This window comes from Aminobacter sp. MET-1 (assembly GCF_026521175.1).
Lineage (GTDB): Bacteria > Pseudomonadota > Alphaproteobacteria > Rhizobiales > Rhizobiaceae > Aminobacter.
Genome location: NZ_JAMSHL010000021.1, coordinates 12,332 through 28,990 on the forward strand (window position 1 = coordinate 12,332; position 16,659 = coordinate 28,990).

At 63.3% G+C, this 16,659-nt stretch carries 18 protein-coding genes; 14 read left to right on the plus strand and 4 right to left on the minus strand.

The genetic code is table 11. The annotated features are described in order from the left end of the window. Positions 1–92: 92 nt before the first annotated feature. From NDO48_RS23435 to NDO48_RS23480, 10 genes are all read left to right on the plus strand, one after another. Positions 93–1,475 (plus strand): S8 family serine peptidase, encoded by a 1,383-nt coding sequence (locus NDO48_RS23435; RefSeq protein ID WP_267322447.1) that lies wholly within the window; start codon positions 93–95, stop codon positions 1,473–1,475. A gap of 219 nt (positions 1,476–1,694) precedes the next feature. Continuing rightward, positions 1,695–2,279: a DUF4956 domain-containing protein gene (locus NDO48_RS23440; protein WP_267322448.1), complete on the plus strand. Its 585-nt coding sequence runs from the start codon at positions 1,695–1,697 to the stop codon at positions 2,277–2,279. Further along, complete coding sequence (locus NDO48_RS23445) at positions 2,257–3,069, plus strand: polyphosphate polymerase domain-containing protein (RefSeq protein WP_267322449.1); 813 nt, start codon at positions 2,257–2,259, stop codon at positions 3,067–3,069. The genes NDO48_RS23440 and NDO48_RS23445 overlap by 23 nt, the downstream gene beginning before the upstream one ends. Before the next feature lie 11 nt (positions 3,070–3,080). After that, entirely contained in the window at positions 3,081–4,007 is a 927-nt protein-coding gene (locus tag NDO48_RS23450; RefSeq protein WP_018430943.1) for an esterase-like activity of phytase family protein, read from the plus strand. 369 nt (positions 4,008–4,376) lie between these two features. Next, complete coding sequence (locus tag NDO48_RS23455) at positions 4,377–4,694, plus strand: hypothetical protein (RefSeq protein ID WP_267322450.1); 318 nt, start codon at positions 4,377–4,379, stop codon at positions 4,692–4,694. Between the two features lie 11 nt (positions 4,695–4,705). Beyond that, the gene (locus NDO48_RS23460; RefSeq protein WP_018430945.1) at positions 4,706–5,086 is read left to right on the plus strand and encodes a hypothetical protein; all 381 of its coding nucleotides are present in this window, start codon (positions 4,706–4,708) and stop codon (positions 5,084–5,086) included. Positions 5,087–5,095: 9 nt separating this feature from the next. Continuing rightward, the gene (locus tag NDO48_RS23465; protein WP_018430946.1) at positions 5,096–5,263 is read left to right on the plus strand and encodes a hypothetical protein; all 168 of its coding nucleotides are present in this window, start codon (positions 5,096–5,098) and stop codon (positions 5,261–5,263) included. 12 nt (positions 5,264–5,275) lie between these two features. Further along, positions 5,276–6,673, plus strand: a complete 1,398-nt coding sequence (locus tag NDO48_RS23470; RefSeq protein WP_018430947.1) for an APC family permease — start codon at positions 5,276–5,278, stop codon at positions 6,671–6,673. A gap of 55 nt (positions 6,674–6,728) precedes the next feature. Further along, complete coding sequence (locus NDO48_RS23475) at positions 6,729–7,427, plus strand: hypothetical protein (RefSeq protein ID WP_267322451.1); 699 nt, start codon at positions 6,729–6,731, stop codon at positions 7,425–7,427. Positions 7,428–7,435: 8 nt separating this feature from the next. After that, positions 7,436–7,699 (plus strand): hypothetical protein, encoded by a 264-nt coding sequence (locus tag NDO48_RS23480; protein ID WP_018430949.1) that lies wholly within the window; start codon positions 7,436–7,438, stop codon positions 7,697–7,699. A 78-nt stretch (positions 7,700–7,777) separates the two neighbouring features. Here the strand turns inward: NDO48_RS23480 and hppD are convergent, their stop codons facing one another. Beyond that, positions 7,778–8,887 carry a 4-hydroxyphenylpyruvate dioxygenase gene (gene hppD, locus NDO48_RS23485; RefSeq protein WP_267322452.1) on the minus strand — a complete coding sequence of 370 codons (1,110 nt, stop codon included), beginning with the start codon at positions 8,885–8,887 and terminating at the stop codon, positions 7,778–7,780. Between the two features lie 125 nt (positions 8,888–9,012). Between hppD and NDO48_RS23490 the strand changes: the two genes are divergently transcribed. Further along, positions 9,013–9,480: an Lrp/AsnC family transcriptional regulator gene (locus tag NDO48_RS23490; RefSeq protein WP_267322471.1), complete on the plus strand. Its 468-nt coding sequence runs from the start codon at positions 9,013–9,015 to the stop codon at positions 9,478–9,480. A gap of 169 nt (positions 9,481–9,649) precedes the next feature. Here NDO48_RS23490 and NDO48_RS23495 read toward each other — a convergent pair whose 3' ends face one another. Then, entirely contained in the window at positions 9,650–10,105 is a 456-nt protein-coding gene (locus NDO48_RS23495) for a MarR family winged helix-turn-helix transcriptional regulator (protein WP_267322453.1), read from the minus strand. Between the two features lie 83 nt (positions 10,106–10,188). On the opposite strand from NDO48_RS23495, the gene hmgA reads away from it, so the two are divergent. From hmgA to maiA, 3 genes are read left to right on the plus strand one after another with little or no spacing between them, the layout of a single operon-like run. Continuing rightward, the gene (hmgA, locus tag NDO48_RS23500) at positions 10,189–11,538 is read left to right on the plus strand and encodes a homogentisate 1,2-dioxygenase (RefSeq protein ID WP_267322454.1); all 1,350 of its coding nucleotides are present in this window, start codon (positions 10,189–10,191) and stop codon (positions 11,536–11,538) included. Between the two features lie 20 nt (positions 11,539–11,558). Further along, the gene (locus tag NDO48_RS23505; RefSeq protein ID WP_267322455.1) at positions 11,559–12,575 is read left to right on the plus strand and encodes a fumarylacetoacetate hydrolase family protein; all 1,017 of its coding nucleotides are present in this window, start codon (positions 11,559–11,561) and stop codon (positions 12,573–12,575) included. 6 nt (positions 12,576–12,581) lie between these two features. Continuing rightward, entirely contained in the window at positions 12,582–13,217 is a 636-nt protein-coding gene (gene maiA / locus NDO48_RS23510) for a maleylacetoacetate isomerase (protein ID WP_267322456.1), read from the plus strand. 216 nt (positions 13,218–13,433) lie between these two features. Here maiA and NDO48_RS23515 read toward each other — a convergent pair whose 3' ends face one another. After that, a complete protein-coding gene (locus tag NDO48_RS23515; protein ID WP_267322457.1) occupies positions 13,434–15,446 on the minus strand; it encodes a putative 2-aminoethylphosphonate ABC transporter permease subunit in 2,013 nt (670 codons plus the stop codon). A gap of 1 nt (position 15,447) precedes the next feature. Beyond that, a complete protein-coding gene (locus NDO48_RS23520) occupies positions 15,448–16,605 on the minus strand; it encodes a putative 2-aminoethylphosphonate ABC transporter ATP-binding protein (protein ID WP_267322458.1) in 1,158 nt (385 codons plus the stop codon). Between the last annotated feature and the right edge of the window lie 54 nt (positions 16,606–16,659).

Consider the following 16,659-nt stretch of genomic DNA (forward strand, 5'->3'; position numbering starts at 1 on the left):
CAAATGCCGTCGAAATGATATGGGATGTCAGAAGTCTTATGTGGAACGCTAACAGTTGTACTGCCTGCACAGGGACGGATAAGAGGACTGCCATGCCTGTCCAGATTTCGCACCGCCTGACCGTCTTTGCCCTGGCGGCCCTGCTCGCCACCTTTGGCACGCCGCTCGCCGGGCCGTGGCAAGGCCCGGTCATGGGCACGAACCAGGCATTGGCGGATGACGATGACGACGGCGACGATGATGACGATGCCGGTGGCAGCGGCGGTGCCGGTTCGGACAGGTCGCCGTCGGCGCGCGGCGGCGGTTCAGGCGGCCGGCCTCTCGACATTTTCAGGCAGCGGCAGGCGAACCCAAGGCGCACGGCGCCGACGCGAGAACCAGCCACGCATGCACCGCGCGAGATCGTGGCGCTAGGGCTCGACGACGCCGCCCTCGCAACGTTGCTTGCGGAAGGTTATGCCGTGCGCGAGCGTGTTGCCGTCGCGCTCGACGGCGGGTCGGCGCTCGTCAAACTGGGTATCCCACGTGGGGTGACGCTCGAGGCGGCCCTCAGTCGAGCGGTCGAACTCGCCCCCAGGGCCGAGGTCGATTTCAACCACTACTATCGCCCTGATCAGGCAGGCAACGAGCGTTGCGGCGCCAATGTCTGCCTGGCGCGACAGGTCGTCGGCTGGCCGGCGGCGGATACCTTTGCCGGGCGCTGCACGAAGCCGGCGCGGATCGGCCTCATCGACACCGCGGTCAATGCCGATCATCTCGCTTTCGCCGGCGGCCGCATCGAAACCATCCGGCTGGGGCAGGGCGATCTGCCCGCCTCGGGGCGCCAGCACGGCACGGCCGTCGCCGCGCTGCTCATTGGGTCGGCCGAAAGCCGCACGCCGGGGCTCGTTCCTGGTGGAGAGCTGATTGCAGTCGATGCCTTTCATCGCGGCGATGGCAGCGACGACCGTTCTGAAGTCTATGATCTGGTGCGGGCGATCGACCTTCTGGCAGCGCGCGGCGTGCAGGTCATCAATATGAGCCTCACCGGGCCGGCAAATCCTCTGCTGGAAAAGACGGTGGGCAACGCGACCGAAACCGACATCGTTCTGGTGGCGGCCGCGGGCAATGACGGGCCGCGCGCCGCACCGCTCTACCCCGCCGCCTATGACGGCGTGATCGCCGTCACCGCCATAGACCGCGCCAAGAACCCCTATCGCCGTGCCGGATCAGGCGACCATATCGACATCGCCGCACCCGGCGTGCAGGTCTGGACCGCGGCCTCGGTGAAGGGTGCCCAGCCCAAGACCGGCACCTCCTTTGCCGCACCTTTCGTGACCGCCGCTGCGGCCATCCTGAAGGCGTCCAACCCGGCCCTTGGTGCCGGGGAAGTGGAAGCCCTCCTGCGCCAGAGCGCCGAGGATCTGGGCGCTCCCGGCAAGGATCCAGTCTATGGCTGGGGCCTGCTCAACGGCCGCGCCATCTGCCATGGCTGAGGCGCCGCCTGGCGCATTCGGGAAAGTCTTACTGTTTTGCATTTCCGTTTCCCTTGCTGAGGTCGAAAAATAGTTTGCCGGCGACGGAATAGGTTTTGCCAACGCCCGTTCTTCCTGACGTAGCCGCCCTGCGGCGCAGATCAGGAGAACCGAAATGCCAATCCCCAACCTGCCGTATCAGGCGCCACAAAGGCCCGCCGCCGTGAAGGGGAGGGGCCGATGATCGCGCAACTTCTGCAGACGCCATTCGCGGCCGAACTCGTCCGCTTCGGCATCAACCTCACCGGTATGTCGGCGCTGCTGTTCGGCATGTATTACCGCCGCTACCGCGACAAGGAGCTGGTCACCGCGGCGGCCCTGTTCAACATCTTCGTCTTTGCGGTGCTGACCGTGCTGTCGACGGTCCAGTTCGGCGTTGCCGCGGGCTTCGGCCTGTTCGCCATACTGGCGCTGTTCACGCTGCGCTCGGAACCGCTGTCGAAGACCGAGATGACCTATTTCTTCGGCAGCGTGGCGATCGCCGTCATCTGCTCGGTGCAGGGAACGACACTGCCTTTCGTGGCGGTGACCGTTGCCTTCGTGCTCGCCGGTGCCTTTGTCGTCGACCATCCCCGCATGCTGCAATCGGTCAGCGGCACCAAGGTCTCGCTCGACAAGATCAATGTCGCTCTGCTGTCCGACCCGGCAACCACGCGCGCCGAACTGTCCCAGCGTCTGGGCGTCGACGTGTTGTCCTACCAGGTGCTGCAGCTCGACTACATCACGGAAATGGCGAAACTCAATGTCCATTATCGCAAGCACTGATGCGCTCATTTCAAGCGGTTTCGCGCCGATCAGCCTGAAGGCCCTGAACGGTAAGGCCGCCATGTTGGAGCGGCTGGACAACAAATACGTCGTCGACGGCACGGTGTTGATGCAGGCCGCCGGCGATTTCGCAGACGTCTTCGATATGCTGGAAATCGATGGTCGGCGCGCCTTCACCTACGAGACCTGCTATTTCGACGATGTCGAGCGCCGGAGCTACTTCGACCACCATCAAGGCAGGCGGCAGCGGGCCAAGATACGCATCCGCCGCTATGTCGAGGCCGGGCTCTGCTTTCTCGAAGTGAAGCTCAAGGACAAGCGCGGGGTCACGATCAAGAAGCGCCTCGACCGCGATCCCGAGGGCTTCGGCGTGCTTGACGATGTGGCCTTGGCCTTCATCGACAAGGTCTACCGTGCCCAGTACGGCCAGGCCTTTCCGCATCTGTTGTCACGCGTTCTCGACATGCGATACCGCCGCATGACGCTGGTGGCGCGGCAGGGTGGCGAGCGCATGACCATCGACAGCGGGCTCGAGTTCTTCGCTGGTGGCGTGCGACACGCTGTCGATCCCAGCCGGTTCATCCTCGAGACCAAGTCGGCCAATGGCAACGGCGTTGCCGATGGCATCCTGAGGGCACTACACCAGCATCCGACCAAGCGCTGCTCGAAATACTGCGTCGCCACAGCGCTGCTCAACCCCGGAACCAAGCACAACCGCTTCCTGCCGGCGCTGCGCAAGCTCGGCGGAGCTCCCTCACGTCCCGTCCTTCTCCAGCCAAGTTTCCAATAGGAGCGAAAGAGATGATGAAGTACCTCACGGCGGCGCTGCTCGGCGCTTCGACATTCGCGCTCGACGCGCCCGCCATGACACAGCCGCTCGACCTTGCCGTCCTGGACAGCAAACCCGTGCCGGCGATAGGCCCCGGCGGGCAGTCGATCAACGAACTGTCTGGCCTTGCCTGGGACGCCGACGAAAAGCTGCTTTATGCCGTGTCCGACGACGGCGTCCTGCACCATTTCAGCATTGAGGTCGGCGATGGCAAGATCGTCGCGCTTGAGCCCGTCCTTTCGGTGTCGCTCAACACCGGCGCAACGCCGGCAACCGTGAATGCCGAGGGTCTTGCCGCTGTTAACGGCGACAACCGCAAGGCAGGCGACACCGAACTTCTGGTCGCTTTCGAGGACGGACCGGCCATCCACCGCTTGCGGTCTGACGGCGCCTCGCTCGGAGCCGTGCAACTGCCCGAGGCGCTGGCCGATCCGGCCAGATACAACGAGCCGAACAGCAGGTTGGAAGCAGTTGCCGTGACAGCCGGGCAAGGCATCGTCACCGCGCCCGAAGAAGCGATGATGGGTGAACCCGGCGACACCCATACTATCCATGGCCTCGACGGCAAAAGCTGGAGCTTCGCCACCTTCCAGCCCAAGCGCAGCAACCTCAAGGCCATAGAGCCCATGCCCGACGGTCGGCTACTGCTGCTTGAACGCACACGCGAGCAGAAGGGCGGGCCGAGTGTTGGCCGGCTAAGGGTGCTTGATCCCAAGACGTGCGGCGGCGACGCGCCATGCGCCGTTGAAAATCTCGATCCCGGATCGAGCCCGCTGCTGAACGACAATTTCGAGGGCATGGCCAGCCTGGGCGGAGGCCTCTATCTGCTGGTCACCGACAAGACCAGGAAGGAGGCGCCGGGCATGTTCGTCCTCGTGTCGGTCAAGCCTCGGCCCTGAGTTCTGCGCAAATCCCTGCGAGGCTTGACGGTGACCGGCCAATTTGCCGGTCGCCGTCCGGTGTTTTGTCCGATTGGGCAGTCCGCACGACTCTGGTTGGGCGTGCTCCGAAAAAACCATCGCACGGCGCTGATCCTGCCCGTTTGGGCAGTGCCGGTCGCTCGTTTGCGACCTGCTGCGTAAAATTTCCGACAGTCGGCAAACTGGCAAAAGACGAGCCATTTCAACGGCATTGCGCCTCTCGCAGTCTGCCCTGTGCGACATGTGCGCACATAGGTCGCTTGACAGGAAATTAACTTTGCCGGACATTCCTCAGGGGAAATTAATTTCCCGCACAATGAAGCCGAAAACGGCCATCCGGAGGAGGAAATGGAAGCAACTCTCGTTCATCAAAACGCGGAGCCGGGCTACGACCAGCGCATCGAAAAGATGCATAGCCGCGACCGCGCCGGCCTTGTAGCCTTTATCGTGGTGCTTTGGTGCACCATGCTGTTCGCGCTCTTCAGCGTCTGGTCATACATCTCCGTCCCGGCCATCGGCATCATCCTGGCAGTTGCCTGCGGCCTCGTGCTTGCCTTCAACACGGCTGCGATCTTCGCCATGCTGCGTCACTACCACGAAGACAAGCACTTCATTTACGGCCTCGACCTCAAGCATCTCGACGAGATGCGCCAGCGTAAGCGCTAAGGGGCAGCAACATGGCTTACCAACCTCCAAAACAGAGCCTCGCAGGCCAGGTCTTCGACGTCATCACGCTTCTGGTGCTTACAGTCGGCGCGCTCTACATCCCCCTCTATATGGGGCTCGCCGGCGCCGCCAAGGTGCCAAACCCGATCGCCAACCCGACGTGGGAAGCGCTCGGCCAGAACGCCACCGAACAACAGCAATGGGCAGCCCTCGGCATCACCGACCCGGCTGCCGCCAATGACATCATCACCGCCCGCTTCGACTACAGTTTCAGCTGGGGCGCGCTGATCGTCATGGCAGTGCTGGTCATCGGCTACTTCGTCATGGTGGTCCGCCTTTCCGACCGCGAATACCGCGAAGTCATCGAAGAACGCTTCGGCAAGAAGCGGTAGGAGGCGACAATGGATTTCTGGAACGTTCTTGAATACGCCGCCTGGGCCCTGTCGGCGGTGTTCGGCCTGCTGATGCTCGCCGACCTGGTCCGCATCGATACCACCTACGACAACGAGCTTCTGACCTCCTCGCGCGAAGGCGAGATCGAGGCCACGGCCGAACGCCATTCGATCTGAAGGGGAACGGCAATGGCAAACGTGACTTCAACCGCGCCGGAGGGCGAACGCCTCCAGCTGCTGCGCGTGCTGGGCCCCGCCCATGTGTGGGCGCTCGGCGTCGGCATCGTGCTTGTCGGCGAATATATGGGCTGGAACTTCTCCGTTGGCAAAGGCGGCATGATCGCCGGCCTCGTCGCCTGCTGGGTCGCCGGCCTGCTCTACACCTGCGTCGCCATGATCGACTCCGAGGTGACCTCTACTGTCGCCGCGGCCGGCGGCCAGTACGCCCAGGCCAAGCACATCGTCGGCCCGCTCATGGCCTTCAATGTCGGCCTCTTCCTCGTCATGGCCTACACCATGCTGGAAGCGGCCAACGCCATCACCGTCGGCTTCCTGCTCGACACGGTGGCCGGCATGCAGGGCCATTCGGGCCTCAACCAGCAGCCCTTCATCATCCTCGCCATTATGTTCCTGGCGTGGCTCAACTATCGCGGCGTTCTGGCGACGCTGACCTTCAACCTGGTCATTACGGCAATCGCCTTCGTCGCCATCATCACGCTGTTCGTATCGGTGCAGTTCGGCGCCTCGGCCGTGCCGCTCGATTTCTCGGCCATCACGTCCGATCCGCTGCCTTACGGCTGGGTCGGCATCGTGGCGGCGCTGCATTTCGGCCTGTGGTATTACCTTGGCATCGAAGGCACCTGCCAGGCGGCCGAGGAAGTGCGCTCGCCCGCCCGCTCGCTGCCCTACGGCACCATGGCCGGCATCATGACGCTGCTGATTGCGGCGACCATGACCTGGTATGTCTGCTCGGGCCTCGTGCCGTGGGAGTATCTCGGCCAGGCCGGCACGCCGCTGTTCGACGCGGCGCGTGTCACCGGCAGCACCGGGCTGATGGTCCTGCTCTTCGTCGGCACGACCTTTGCCACGCTGGCCTCGGCCAATGGCTGCATCAACGACGCGTCGCGCGCCTGGTTCTCGATGGGTCGCGACCGTTATCTGCCGAGCTGGTTCGGTGCCGTGCATCCGGTCTACCGCACGCCCTATCGTGCCATCGTCTTCCTGGTGCCGATCGCGCTGATTTTCGCGCTCGGTGCACCGCTCGACCAGGTCGTGACCTTCTCGATCCTGTCGGGCCTGCTCGGCTACACCTTCATGACCTTCAACATGGTGATGTTCCGGAACAAGTGGCCGCTCGACACGATCAAGCGCGGCTATGTGCATCCGCTGCATCCGCTGCCGACGATCGTGCTGCTCGTTCTGTGCTCGACCGCCTATTTCGCCGTGTTCCTTGGCTATGGCACGCAGCTCAGCGCCATGATGTGCTTCTACATCGTCGCCTCGCTCTGGTTCCACTTCCGGCGCTATCAGTTCGTGCGCCGCGGTGACCAGTTCACCATGCCCTGGCCCAAGCCGCTGGGTTACTGACAACAACAAAGACGGCGGCGCATCCTGCGCCGCCGTTGTGCTTTTGGGCGCCCTGATGATCACCACGCTCGCCTTCTCAGCTTTTGTCACCGCATCGCTCGCCTGGATGGGCGTTCGCGCCATCGGCGACCATCGTGCCGCCCTTGCGCAGCGCGAGGGGTTGCTCAACGAAGCGGCGACGCTTCTTCAAGGTGCCCGCATCGGCCTGTCGTCGGACCGGTTTCCGGTGCTGACCGGACGGCTCCAAGACGGCAGGCAGGCGAAGGTCGAACTCATCGCCGACACCATGGTGACGCGGCGGCTGCCGCAGCTGTGGCTGCGGGTGACGATCAGCGAAAAGACCGAATGCGCGCGTCCGACCATCGGCGCGCTGGCCCGCCCGACAGGCGCCGAATATTACTCGCTCGTCCATGACATGCCGGTGTGGATGACGCCGCCTGACACCAATGCTTCACTGCTGATGCGCGGCGATGGCAGTGCCACATCCGGGCAGGCGGCACAGGTCGCAACGCTTTTCCGTTCGCTGTTTACCGACCCCGAGGTCAAGGAGGCGGTGATCACGCCACGCGGCACGCGTCTCATCCGCCAGGCCGCACAGGGCGACCGTGGCTCGCATATGCTGCTGCGCCAGGCGCGTTTCCCGCTGACGGCGATCCCTTCTGGACTGGTGCGCCAGGCGCTGAAGGAGGCGGAGGCCCTGAGCATGGTACTGGCCGAAGACGAGCTGGTCAGTCCGGTCTACGAGGCCGCGTGAGGACAATAATGGCCAAGCCGATCAATCCCTATCTGGTGCTGGCGCTGGCGATCGTGCTGCCGGGCGCTGGACATGTGGCGGTGCGCGACCCCAAGCGCGGACTCGCCTTCGCCTTCTTCGTTCTGTTCTTCGCCATGGTCACCTACATGACGACGACGCCCGAGACCTCGTTCATTGGGCGTCATGCCGGCGGGCTGTTCGTCTGGGCGCTGTCGATACCCGATGCCTATCGCCGGGCACGAATGCAGTCGGTCGTCGCCAGGCGGGCCTGATCTCCCTGTCGGCAATAAAAGAGGGCGGGCTGCCCTGCGTGCAACCCGCCCCAACAGAGGCCTGTTTGAGTTCGCTGGTCAGGCGGCGGTCTGGGAAATCACGCCGCGGCGGATCTGGTCTTCCTCGATGGACTCGAAGAGTGCGCGGAAGTTGCCTTCGCCGAAGCCCTCGTCGCCCTTGCGCTGGATGAACTCGAAGAAGATCGGGCCGATGACGGTCTTGGAGAAGATCTGCAGCAGGATCTTGGTCATGCCGCCGTCGACCACGCCTTCGCCGTCGATCAGGATGCCGTGCTTCTTCATCTTGTCGAGCGGTTCGTCATGGCCGTGCACGCGGCTGCGCGACATCTCGTAATAGGTGTCGGGCGGGCCGGGCATGAACTTCAGGCCCTTTTCGGCGATCCTGTCGGTGGCGGCATAGATGTCATCGCTACCGACGGCGATGTGCTGGATGCCTTCGCCCTTGTACTTCCTGAGATATTCCTCGATCTGACTGGTGTCGTCCTTGGACTCGTTCAGCGGGATGCGAATCTTGCCGCAGGGCGAGGTGATGGCGCGGCTGACGAGGCCGGTGATGCGGCCGTCGATGTTGAAGAAGTGAATCTGCTTGAAGCCGAACAGCTCGCGGTAGAAATCCCACCACTTGTCCATGTTGCCGCGATAGACATTGTGGGTCAGGTGGTCGAGGAAATAGAAGCCGACGCCCTGGGGCTTGGGGTCGCGCGCGCCGATCCATTCGAAATCGGCATCATAGGCCGAGCCCTTGGTGCCGTACTTGTCGACGAAGTAGAGCAGCGAGCCGCCGATGCCGACGATGGCCGGCACGTCGAGCGCCTTGTCGGCGCCGGTGTAGGGCACGGCGCCCTTCGACACCGCGTGGTCGAATGCGTGCTTGGCGTCGACCACCCGCCACGCCATCGAGGCAGCGCAAGGGCCATGCTCGTCGACGAAGCGCATGGCGTGACTGCCCGGCTCGGCGTTGACGATGTAGTTGATGTCGCCCTGGCGCCAGACGGTGATCTTCTTAGTCTTGTGGCGCGCGACCGGCTGGTAGCCCATGCGCGTGAAAAGCTCTTCCAGCTTCTCGGGCTCGGGATGCGCGAACTCGACGAACTCGAAGCCGTCGGTGCCGGCGGGGTTGTCGGCGCTGATCCTGGCCGGCGGCGCATCGTGCGGGAACGGACCCATGGAAATTCCTCCTCTGAAAACTGGTAGCGCATATTGTGCTCCCGATTTCATGCAATGTGCTTGCATTTTGGGCTCTCATGGGTCGATCTATGCGTGAAACGTGCATGGATGAGGAGTATGGTGCAATGAATGCGGCGCTCGACCAATTCGACCTCAAGATCCTGCGCGAGCTTCAGCGCGACGGACGGCTGACAAACAACGAACTGTCGGAAAAGATCGCGCTGTCGGCGTCGCAATGCTCGCGCCGCCGCGCCCGGCTGGAGGCCGAGGGCTTCATCCGCGGCTATCAGGCCATGCTCGACCGCGAACGGCTCGGGCTCGATCTTCTGGTGGTGATTTCGGTGACGCTCGCCACCCACAACCGCGACAACGCCCAGCGTTTCGCTCGGCTGGTCAACGATCTGCCCGAGGTGCTCGAGGCCTATTCGCTGACCGGCGAGATGGATTACTACATCAAGGTCGTGGTGCGCGGGCTGTCGGATCTGTCGCGCTTCGTCAACGAGGTTCTGTTGCCGCACGATTCCGTGCAGCACGTGAAGACCGCGATCGTGCTGACGACGTTGAAGCAGTTCGGGCCGCTGCCGATCGGGTAGGGGCGTAGATGTTTTAGCCGGCGTCTGGGTCAGTCCTGTGCCGGTCCGAGCGCGAGTTCTGGACGGTTTTGGTGTTCGCAGTCGCCATGCCGTGACACCAAAGAGACCAGAGGCGGGGTGGAGATGGTTGTACCCCTGTCCTGATTGTAAGGGTGACAGCCTACCCGGCCTATCGCTGCAGCTTTGGCCTTGCCAACAGCGCCCGCTCGACATCCGCCAGCCCCGCCTCGATGCGCTCGATGGCGCCCGCGCCGAGCGCCTTTTCAAGGGTCGCTTGGTAACTGTGGGCCAGGTCGGCGATCTCGCGATAGGCCTTGAGACCAGCAGCCGTCAGTTCCAGATGCTCGACACGGCGGTCGGTTTCGTTCTCGCTGCGCTTCAGCCAGCGGCGTTCCTCCAGCGCTGCCACCGCACGGCTGACCTTGGTCTTGTGCATGTTGGAATGGGCGCCGATCTCGGTCGCGGTCATGCGGCCGACGCTGCCGAGCGCCGCGAGCGCGCGCCATTCGGGTCGCGTCATCTGGAAACGCTGCTTGTATTCCCTGGAAAAGCTCAGGCTGATCAACTCGGCCGCCCGGTTCAGCCGGTAGGGCAGAAAACTTTCCAGGTCGAACGCGTCCGCCATCTCAAGCCTTTGATAGTTACAAAATCAATGGTTACACTTGCAACCATCTCGACGTTCTCACGTCCGCCAGGGAGGTGCAAGACATGCTGGACAAAGCCGCCAAACAAGCGTCGCTCGCGACTGCCGCCGGATACATGCCAGGCTTCGGCAACGACTTCGAGACCGAGGCACTGCCAGGTGCGCTGCCGCAGGGCCAGAACAGCCCGCAGAAGTGCAATTACGGCCTTTATGCCGAGCAGCTGTCGGGCTCTCCCTTCACCGCGCCGCGCGGCACCAACGAGCGCTCCTGGCTTTACCGCATCCGCCCGAGCGTGCGCCACACCAAGCGCTTCTCCAATGCCAGCTACCCGCACTGGAAGACCGCGCCTTGCCTCGACGATCATTCGCTGCCGCTCGGCCAGCTGCGCTGGAACCCACTGCCGGAGCCCGCGGGGAAAAACAGTTTCATCGAGGGCATCCGCACCATGACGACGGCGGGCGATGCGATGACCCAGGTCGGTATGGCGGCGCATGCCTACATCTTCAACGATGACATGGTCGACGACTATTTCTTCAACGCCGACGGCGAGCTGATGATCGTGCCGCAAGTGGGCACGATCCGCATCTTCACCGAAATGGGTGTCATCGACGTCGAGCCGTCGGAGATCTGCCTGGTGCCGCGCGGCATGATGTTCAAGGTTTCGCGCTTGGGCGATGCTGCCTTCCATCGCGGCTATATCTGCGAAAACTACGGCGCCAAGTTCACGCTGCCGGATCGCGGGCCGATTGGTGCGAATTGCCTGGCCAACCCGCGCGATTTCAAGACACCGGTTGCCGCCTACGAAGACAAGGAGACGCCGTGCCGCGTGCACGTCAAATGGTGCGGCAAGTTTTATGTCACCGAGATCGGCCATTCGCCGCTCGACGTCGTTGCCTGGCACGGCAACTATGCCCCGTTCAAATATGACCTCAGGACCTTCTCGCCTGTCGGCGCAATCCTGTTCGATCATCCGGATCCGTCGATCTTCACGGTGCTGACGGCGCCGACCGAAGAAGCTGGCACGGCCAATGTCGACTTCGTCATCTTCCCACCGCGCTGGCTGGTGGCTGAACACAGCTTCCGGCCGCCCTGGTATCATCGCAACATCATGAGTGAGTTCATGGGCCTGATCCACGGCCAGTATGACGCCAAGGAAGAGGGGTTCGTGCCGGGCGGCATGAGCCTGCACAACATGATGCTGCCGCATGGACCTGATGCGATGGGCTTCGAGAAGGCCTCGAACGGCGAGCTCAAGCCGGTCAAGCTCGATCACACCATGGCCTTCATGTTCGAGACGCGTTTCCCCCAGCAACTGACGAAGTTCGCCGCTGAACTGGAGACGCTTCAGGACAACTACATCGATTGCTGGGACGGGCTCGAGCGCAAGTTCGACGGCACGCCCGGTATCAAGTGAAGCATCAAGTGAGGACGTAAATGAAGCTCGCTACGCTGAAGGACTCCACCCGCGATGGCCGCCTGGTCGTTGTCTCTAGGGATCTGACCCGGTGCTCTGAGGTCGGCCATATTGCTCGGACGCTGCAGGCAGCGCTTGACGACTGGACCCATGTCGGCCCGCGCCTCGCCAATGTCGCCGAGGGCATCGAAACCGGTTCACAGCCGACCATGCGTTTCCATGAGCACGATGCAGCCTCGCCCTTGCCGCGCGCCTATCAGTGGGCCGACGGCTCAGCCTATGTGAACCATGTCGAGTTGGTTCGGAAGGCGCGGGGCGCGGAGATGCCCGAGAGCTTCTGGACCGATCCCTTGATGTATCAGGGCGGCTCGGATTCGTTCCTAGGCCCGCGCGACCCTGTCGTCATGGCCGACGAGGCCTGGGGCATCGACCTCGAAGGCGAGGTGGCGGTCATCGTCGATGACGTGCCGATGGGCGCCAGCCGCGACGAGGCTCATGCCGCCATCCGCCTGATCCTGCTGGTCAACGACGTGTCGCTGCGCGGCCTGATTCCGGCCGAACTCGCCAAGGGTTTCGGCTTCTTCCAGTCCAAACCCTCGACTGCATTCTCGCCCGTTGCGGTGTCGCCCGACGAGCTTGGCGAGGCCTGGTACGGGGGCAAGCTGCATCTGCCGCTGCTGGTTTCGCTCAACGGCCAGCCGTTCGGACGGGCCGACGCCGGCGTCGACATGACTTTCGATTTCGCAACGCTCGTCGCGCATGCGGCGAAGACCCGACCGCTGGTCGCCGGCACGATCATTGGCTCGGGCACGGTGTCCAACAAGCTTGACGGTGGCCCCGGCAAGGCGATTTCCGAGGGTGGGGCGGGCTATTCCTGCATCGCCGAAATCCGGACCATCGAGACCATCCAGCACGGTCAGCCGACGACGCCGTTCCTGAAGTTCGGCGACCAGGTCCGTATCGAGATGCACGACCGCTCGGGGCACTCGATCTTCGGGGCCATCGAGCAGACCGTCGAGAAATACGAGAAGGCGTGAGCCATCATGAGCGAGACCGTCCTGTTCGATTATTGGCGTTCGTCGGCGAGTTATCGCGTGCGCATCGCCCTCAACATGCTGGGGCAGGATTTTCGGCCCGTGTCGGTCGACCTGCTGGCGAAGAGCCAGAAATCATCGGAGCATCTGGCACGCAATCCGCAAGGGCTGGTGCCGGTGCTCGACATCGACGGCCACGCCTTCACCCAGTCGCTGGCGATCATCGAATATCTCGACGAAACCCGTCATGCCGGCTTCCTGCCGTCCGATCCGCTCGGCCGCCAGCGCGTGCGCCAGCTCGCCTATGCGATCGCCATGGAAATCCACCCAGTCTGCAACACCGGTGTGATCGCCGAACTGATGCGGCTCGCGCCTGACCCCGAGGCGGCGCGCGATGCCTGGATGCAGAAGTTCATCGGCGACGGCATGGCCGCCTTCGAAAGGCTGCTCGACAACCCGACGACTGGCACGTTCTGCCACGGCGATGTGCCAGGCATGGCAGACTTCTGCCTTGTGCCGCAGGTCTACAACGCCCGGCGCTGGAACGTCGACATTTCGGGCCTGAGGCGGGTGCTGGAGATATCGGCGCGATGCGAGGCGCTCGAGGCGTTTGCAAAGGCGCATCCGGATAGGGTCAAGGGCTGAGGGCGGCTGGTTGCGAGACTACCCCCACCCCTAATCCCTCCCCATCAGCGAGAGGGGGATTTTGGGACCGTGCCGCGCTCAGTCTCCCAAAAACAGATTGAAGCCATCCAGAAAGGGCAGTTCGCTGCCGAGTTGTTTGCGCATCCAGTATGGCGCAGACCGGATTCCCTCCCCTTTGTGGGGAGGGGCTAGAGGTGGGGTGTTGTCGAGCTGCAGCTACCTCGCCCGCCAGGCCTGCGTTCGCTTGATCAGTACCTTTGACAGGAACAGGTGGATCAGTCGGGCTGCGATGTTGGTGTAGAAGATCATCATCGCCATGGCTGCGGCCGGGGCCACGTCACCGGCGTCGTCCATGTTGAGCACCGCCACCGAGGCCAGCATCGTGTCTTTCGAATAGAGGAACACCACCGCCGACACCGTCGTCATGGCGTTGACGAACAGGTAGATCGAGATGTCGAGGATGGCAGGCAGGCAGACCGGCACGGTGACGCGAGCAAACAGCTTGTAGAAGGGCTGCTTGAGCGAGGCCGCAACCGGCTCGAACTCCTGGTCGATCTGCTTGAGTGCTGTCAGAGCGGTCAGGTGCCCCACCGTGTAGAAGTGGGTGATCGTGCACACGACCAGGATGGTCATGGTGCCGTAGAGCGCGTGCAGCGGGTTGGCGGGGTCGTTGAAGAAGAAGATGTAGGCAAGGCCCAGCACCATGCCCGGCACGGCCATTGGCAGCATGGCTAGGAACTGGAACGCCGTGCGGCCGCTGCTGAATCCGTCGGTTTTTTCGACCATGTAGGCGCCGACGAAGATGATGACCGTGCCGATGATTGCCGTCAGCGCCGCCAACCGGATCGAGTTGTAATAGGAACCCCAGCCGCCGCCGTCCATGCGATCGAAGGCGAAGTGCTTGAAGCCGAGGCTGAGATCGTAGGGCCAGAGCTTGACCAGTGCGGCGAACTGGCTGGTGGCCATGATGCCGAGGATGAAGACGGCGATCAGCGAGCACCAGGCGAGACACAGCGCGTCGAAGCCACTGTTAGCCTTGGGTTGATAGGGCACCGAACGCGCCGACAGCAGCGCCACCTGCTTCTTCGTCACCATGCGGTCGACGATGAAGGCGGCGATTGCCGGCACGAGCAGGATGACCGAGACGACCGCACCCATCTCGAAATTCTGCTGGCCGATGACCTGCTTGTAGATGTCGACGGCCAGCACATTGTATTGGCCGCCGATGACCTTGGGCAGGCCGAAATCGGTGATGACGAGGGTGAAGACGACGAAGGCTGCCGAGATCAGGCCGTAGCGCGCGCCGGGAATGGTGACCGTCCAGAAGGTGCGCCAACGGCTGGCGCGTAGCGACGCGGCGGCCTCGTAATGGCGCTGGTCGGAGATGGCCAAAGCCGTCGAGATGATGATCATCGCATGCGGGAAGGCAAAGAAGATCGAGCCGACGACGATGCCGAGCGGGCCGTAGATCGAGGCCCCCATCAACAGGTCCTTGAGCATGCCCTGATTGCCGAACAGATAGATCAGCGCGATGCCGGGCAAGAGCGACGGCACCAGGATAGGCACCATGGCGACGAGCTTAAACGCATCCTTGAAGCGCATGCAGCTGCGGTTCAGCGCATAGGCGAAGCCGAAAGCAAGGCCAACGGTGATGATCGTGCTGACGAGCGCGATGAAGACCGAGTTTTCGATCGAGCGGAACAGCGTCGGCGTCGAGAAGTAGGCGGCATAGTTTTCGAGCCCCAGCGCCCGCGACGGTCGCAGCATCACGCGGCGGAAATCGTTGGAGGTGAGCTCCTGCCATTCCGTGCCGGACTGCGGCTTGAGGCCGACCAGATAGGTTGCATCCGATGTGGTGCCGCGGATCTTGTACTTCACCGGGCTGCGGAAGCTGAAGTCGGGAAAGAAGCTCGTCGCCTGCAAGCGCCCGTCCGAGTTGGTGGCGAGCTTGGCCAGTGGCACCGCGTTGAGCTTCTCATTCAGCGCAGCAGCCGTGATGGGTTCGCCCCAATTGCCGTCCTTGTCGCTGACCTGGAACTCGAACCTGGCGAGGTCGAAGCTGTAGGTCGAGAATGACTTCGACAGCATGATGGCGAGCGGGGCTGCCAGCGCAACCACCAGATAGAGCGCGATCACGACCATCAGGCCGCGCTTGATCAGCTGGTCGCTGTCGAGCCTCAGCTTGAGCGTGCGGCCGACCGGCAGGGCGGTGTCGATTGCCATCGCCATGTCAGGCGCCCCTGGGATAGATCAGCAGCCGCTCGGCCGGCAGCTCGACGGTCAGCACCCCACCCTGCGCCAGCGACAGGCGCCGCGCGGCGTTGATGGAGAAGTCGGCGATCAGCGTTTCGTTGCCGAGCGCATGACCGTGCAGCCGCGTGCGCCAGAACGAACCCAGGAACTCCATCTCGCTGATGGTGACGTCGATCGCGTTGGCGGCGGCACCGTTGGCGAGAGAGCCGGCGGCATGGGGAATGACGTCCTCGGGCCGGATCGCCGCGATGACGGGCGCGCCGTCGTCGAAGCCGTTCTGCGCGCAGCTGAAAGTGGCAGCGCCGAAGCCGACGGCGCCCCTGGCTGCCTTGGCCTCGAATTTGTTGGCCTCGCCGATGAAGTCGGCGACGAACAGCGTCGCCGGATGGCGATAGATTTCGGTCGGAGTGCCGATCTGCTCGATGACGCCGTGGTTCATCACCACGATGCGGTCGGCCATCGACAGCGCCTCTTCCTGGTCGTGAGTAACCATGACGGTGGTGACGCCGAGCTTGCGCTGCAGCTCCTTGATCTCATGGCGCAGATGCGTGCGCACCTTGGCGTCGAGCGCCGACAGCGGCTCGTCGAGCAAAAGCAGGCCGGGCGAAATGGCAATGGCGCGGGCAAGCGCGATGCGCTGCTGCTGACCGCCGGAAAGCTGGGCCGGGTATTTATTGCCCTGGTGGGGAAGGCCGACAAGCTTGAGCAGTTCGGCCACCCGCTGTTCGATCTCGGCACGCGGGCGCTTGGTGTTTTCGAGACCGAAGGCGATATTCTTGGCGATCGTCAGGTTGGGGAACAGCGCATAGGACTGGAAGACGATGCCATAGTCGCGCTGCGACGGCGGCAGGGTGGAGACGTCGCGTCCGCCCTGATGGATCGAGCCGCGCGTCTGCAGGTCCAGGCCGGCGATGGCACGCAAAAGAGTTGTCTTGCCGCAGCCCGACGGGCCAAGGAAGCAGATGAACTCGCCCTCGCTGATGTCGAGCGAAATGTCCTTCAGCGCATGGAATTCGCCGAAGGCTTTCCAGACGTTTGCGATCTTGAGATAGGCTGGCTGCTTCAGGCTGGCGGCGGTCATGGCGCTCACTTCAGTCGGAATTCGCGGCTGCCCGGCGAGGGTTTCGTGTCTCATCGTAACCATCCGGCTTGGGGGCAAGGATACGGGCGCGGCACAAGGCGGCGCCCG

Bases quoted from the DNA above. Each gene is read 5' to 3' on its own strand.
- NDO48_RS23435 (WP_267322447.1), top strand. From the start codon at position 93: ATGCCTGTCCAGATTTCGCACCGCCTGACCGTCTTTGCCCTGGCGGCC.
- NDO48_RS23440 (WP_267322448.1), top strand. From the start codon at position 1,695: ATGATCGCGCAACTTCTGCAGACGCCATTCGCGGCCGAACTCGTCCGC.
- NDO48_RS23445 (WP_267322449.1), top strand. From the start codon at position 2,257: ATGTCCATTATCGCAAGCACTGATGCGCTCATTTCAAGCGGTTTCGCG.
- NDO48_RS23450 (WP_018430943.1), top strand. From the start codon at position 3,081: ATGATGAAGTACCTCACGGCGGCGCTGCTCGGCGCTTCGACATTCGCG.
- NDO48_RS23455 (WP_267322450.1), top strand. From the start codon at position 4,377: ATGGAAGCAACTCTCGTTCATCAAAACGCGGAGCCGGGCTACGACCAG.
- NDO48_RS23460 (WP_018430945.1), top strand. From the start codon at position 4,706: ATGGCTTACCAACCTCCAAAACAGAGCCTCGCAGGCCAGGTCTTCGAC.
- NDO48_RS23465 (WP_018430946.1), top strand. From the start codon at position 5,096: ATGGATTTCTGGAACGTTCTTGAATACGCCGCCTGGGCCCTGTCGGCG.
- NDO48_RS23470 (WP_018430947.1), top strand. From the start codon at position 5,276: ATGGCAAACGTGACTTCAACCGCGCCGGAGGGCGAACGCCTCCAGCTG.
- NDO48_RS23475 (WP_267322451.1), top strand. From the start codon at position 6,729: ATGATCACCACGCTCGCCTTCTCAGCTTTTGTCACCGCATCGCTCGCC.
- NDO48_RS23480 (WP_018430949.1), top strand. From the start codon at position 7,436: ATGGCCAAGCCGATCAATCCCTATCTGGTGCTGGCGCTGGCGATCGTG.
- hppD (WP_267322452.1), bottom strand. From the start codon at position 8,887: ATGGGTCCGTTCCCGCACGATGCGCCGCCGGCCAGGATCAGCGCCGAC.
- NDO48_RS23490 (WP_267322471.1), top strand. From the start codon at position 9,013: ATGAATGCGGCGCTCGACCAATTCGACCTCAAGATCCTGCGCGAGCTT.
- NDO48_RS23495 (WP_267322453.1), bottom strand. From the start codon at position 10,105: ATGGCGGACGCGTTCGACCTGGAAAGTTTTCTGCCCTACCGGCTGAAC.
- hmgA (WP_267322454.1), top strand. From the start codon at position 10,189: ATGCTGGACAAAGCCGCCAAACAAGCGTCGCTCGCGACTGCCGCCGGA.
- NDO48_RS23505 (WP_267322455.1), top strand. From the start codon at position 11,559: ATGAAGCTCGCTACGCTGAAGGACTCCACCCGCGATGGCCGCCTGGTC.
- maiA (WP_267322456.1), top strand. From the start codon at position 12,582: ATGAGCGAGACCGTCCTGTTCGATTATTGGCGTTCGTCGGCGAGTTAT.
- NDO48_RS23515 (WP_267322457.1), bottom strand. From the start codon at position 15,446: ATGGCGATGGCAATCGACACCGCCCTGCCGGTCGGCCGCACGCTCAAG.
- NDO48_RS23520 (WP_267322458.1), bottom strand. From the start codon at position 16,605: ATGAGACACGAAACCCTCGCCGGGCAGCCGCGAATTCCGACTGAAGTG.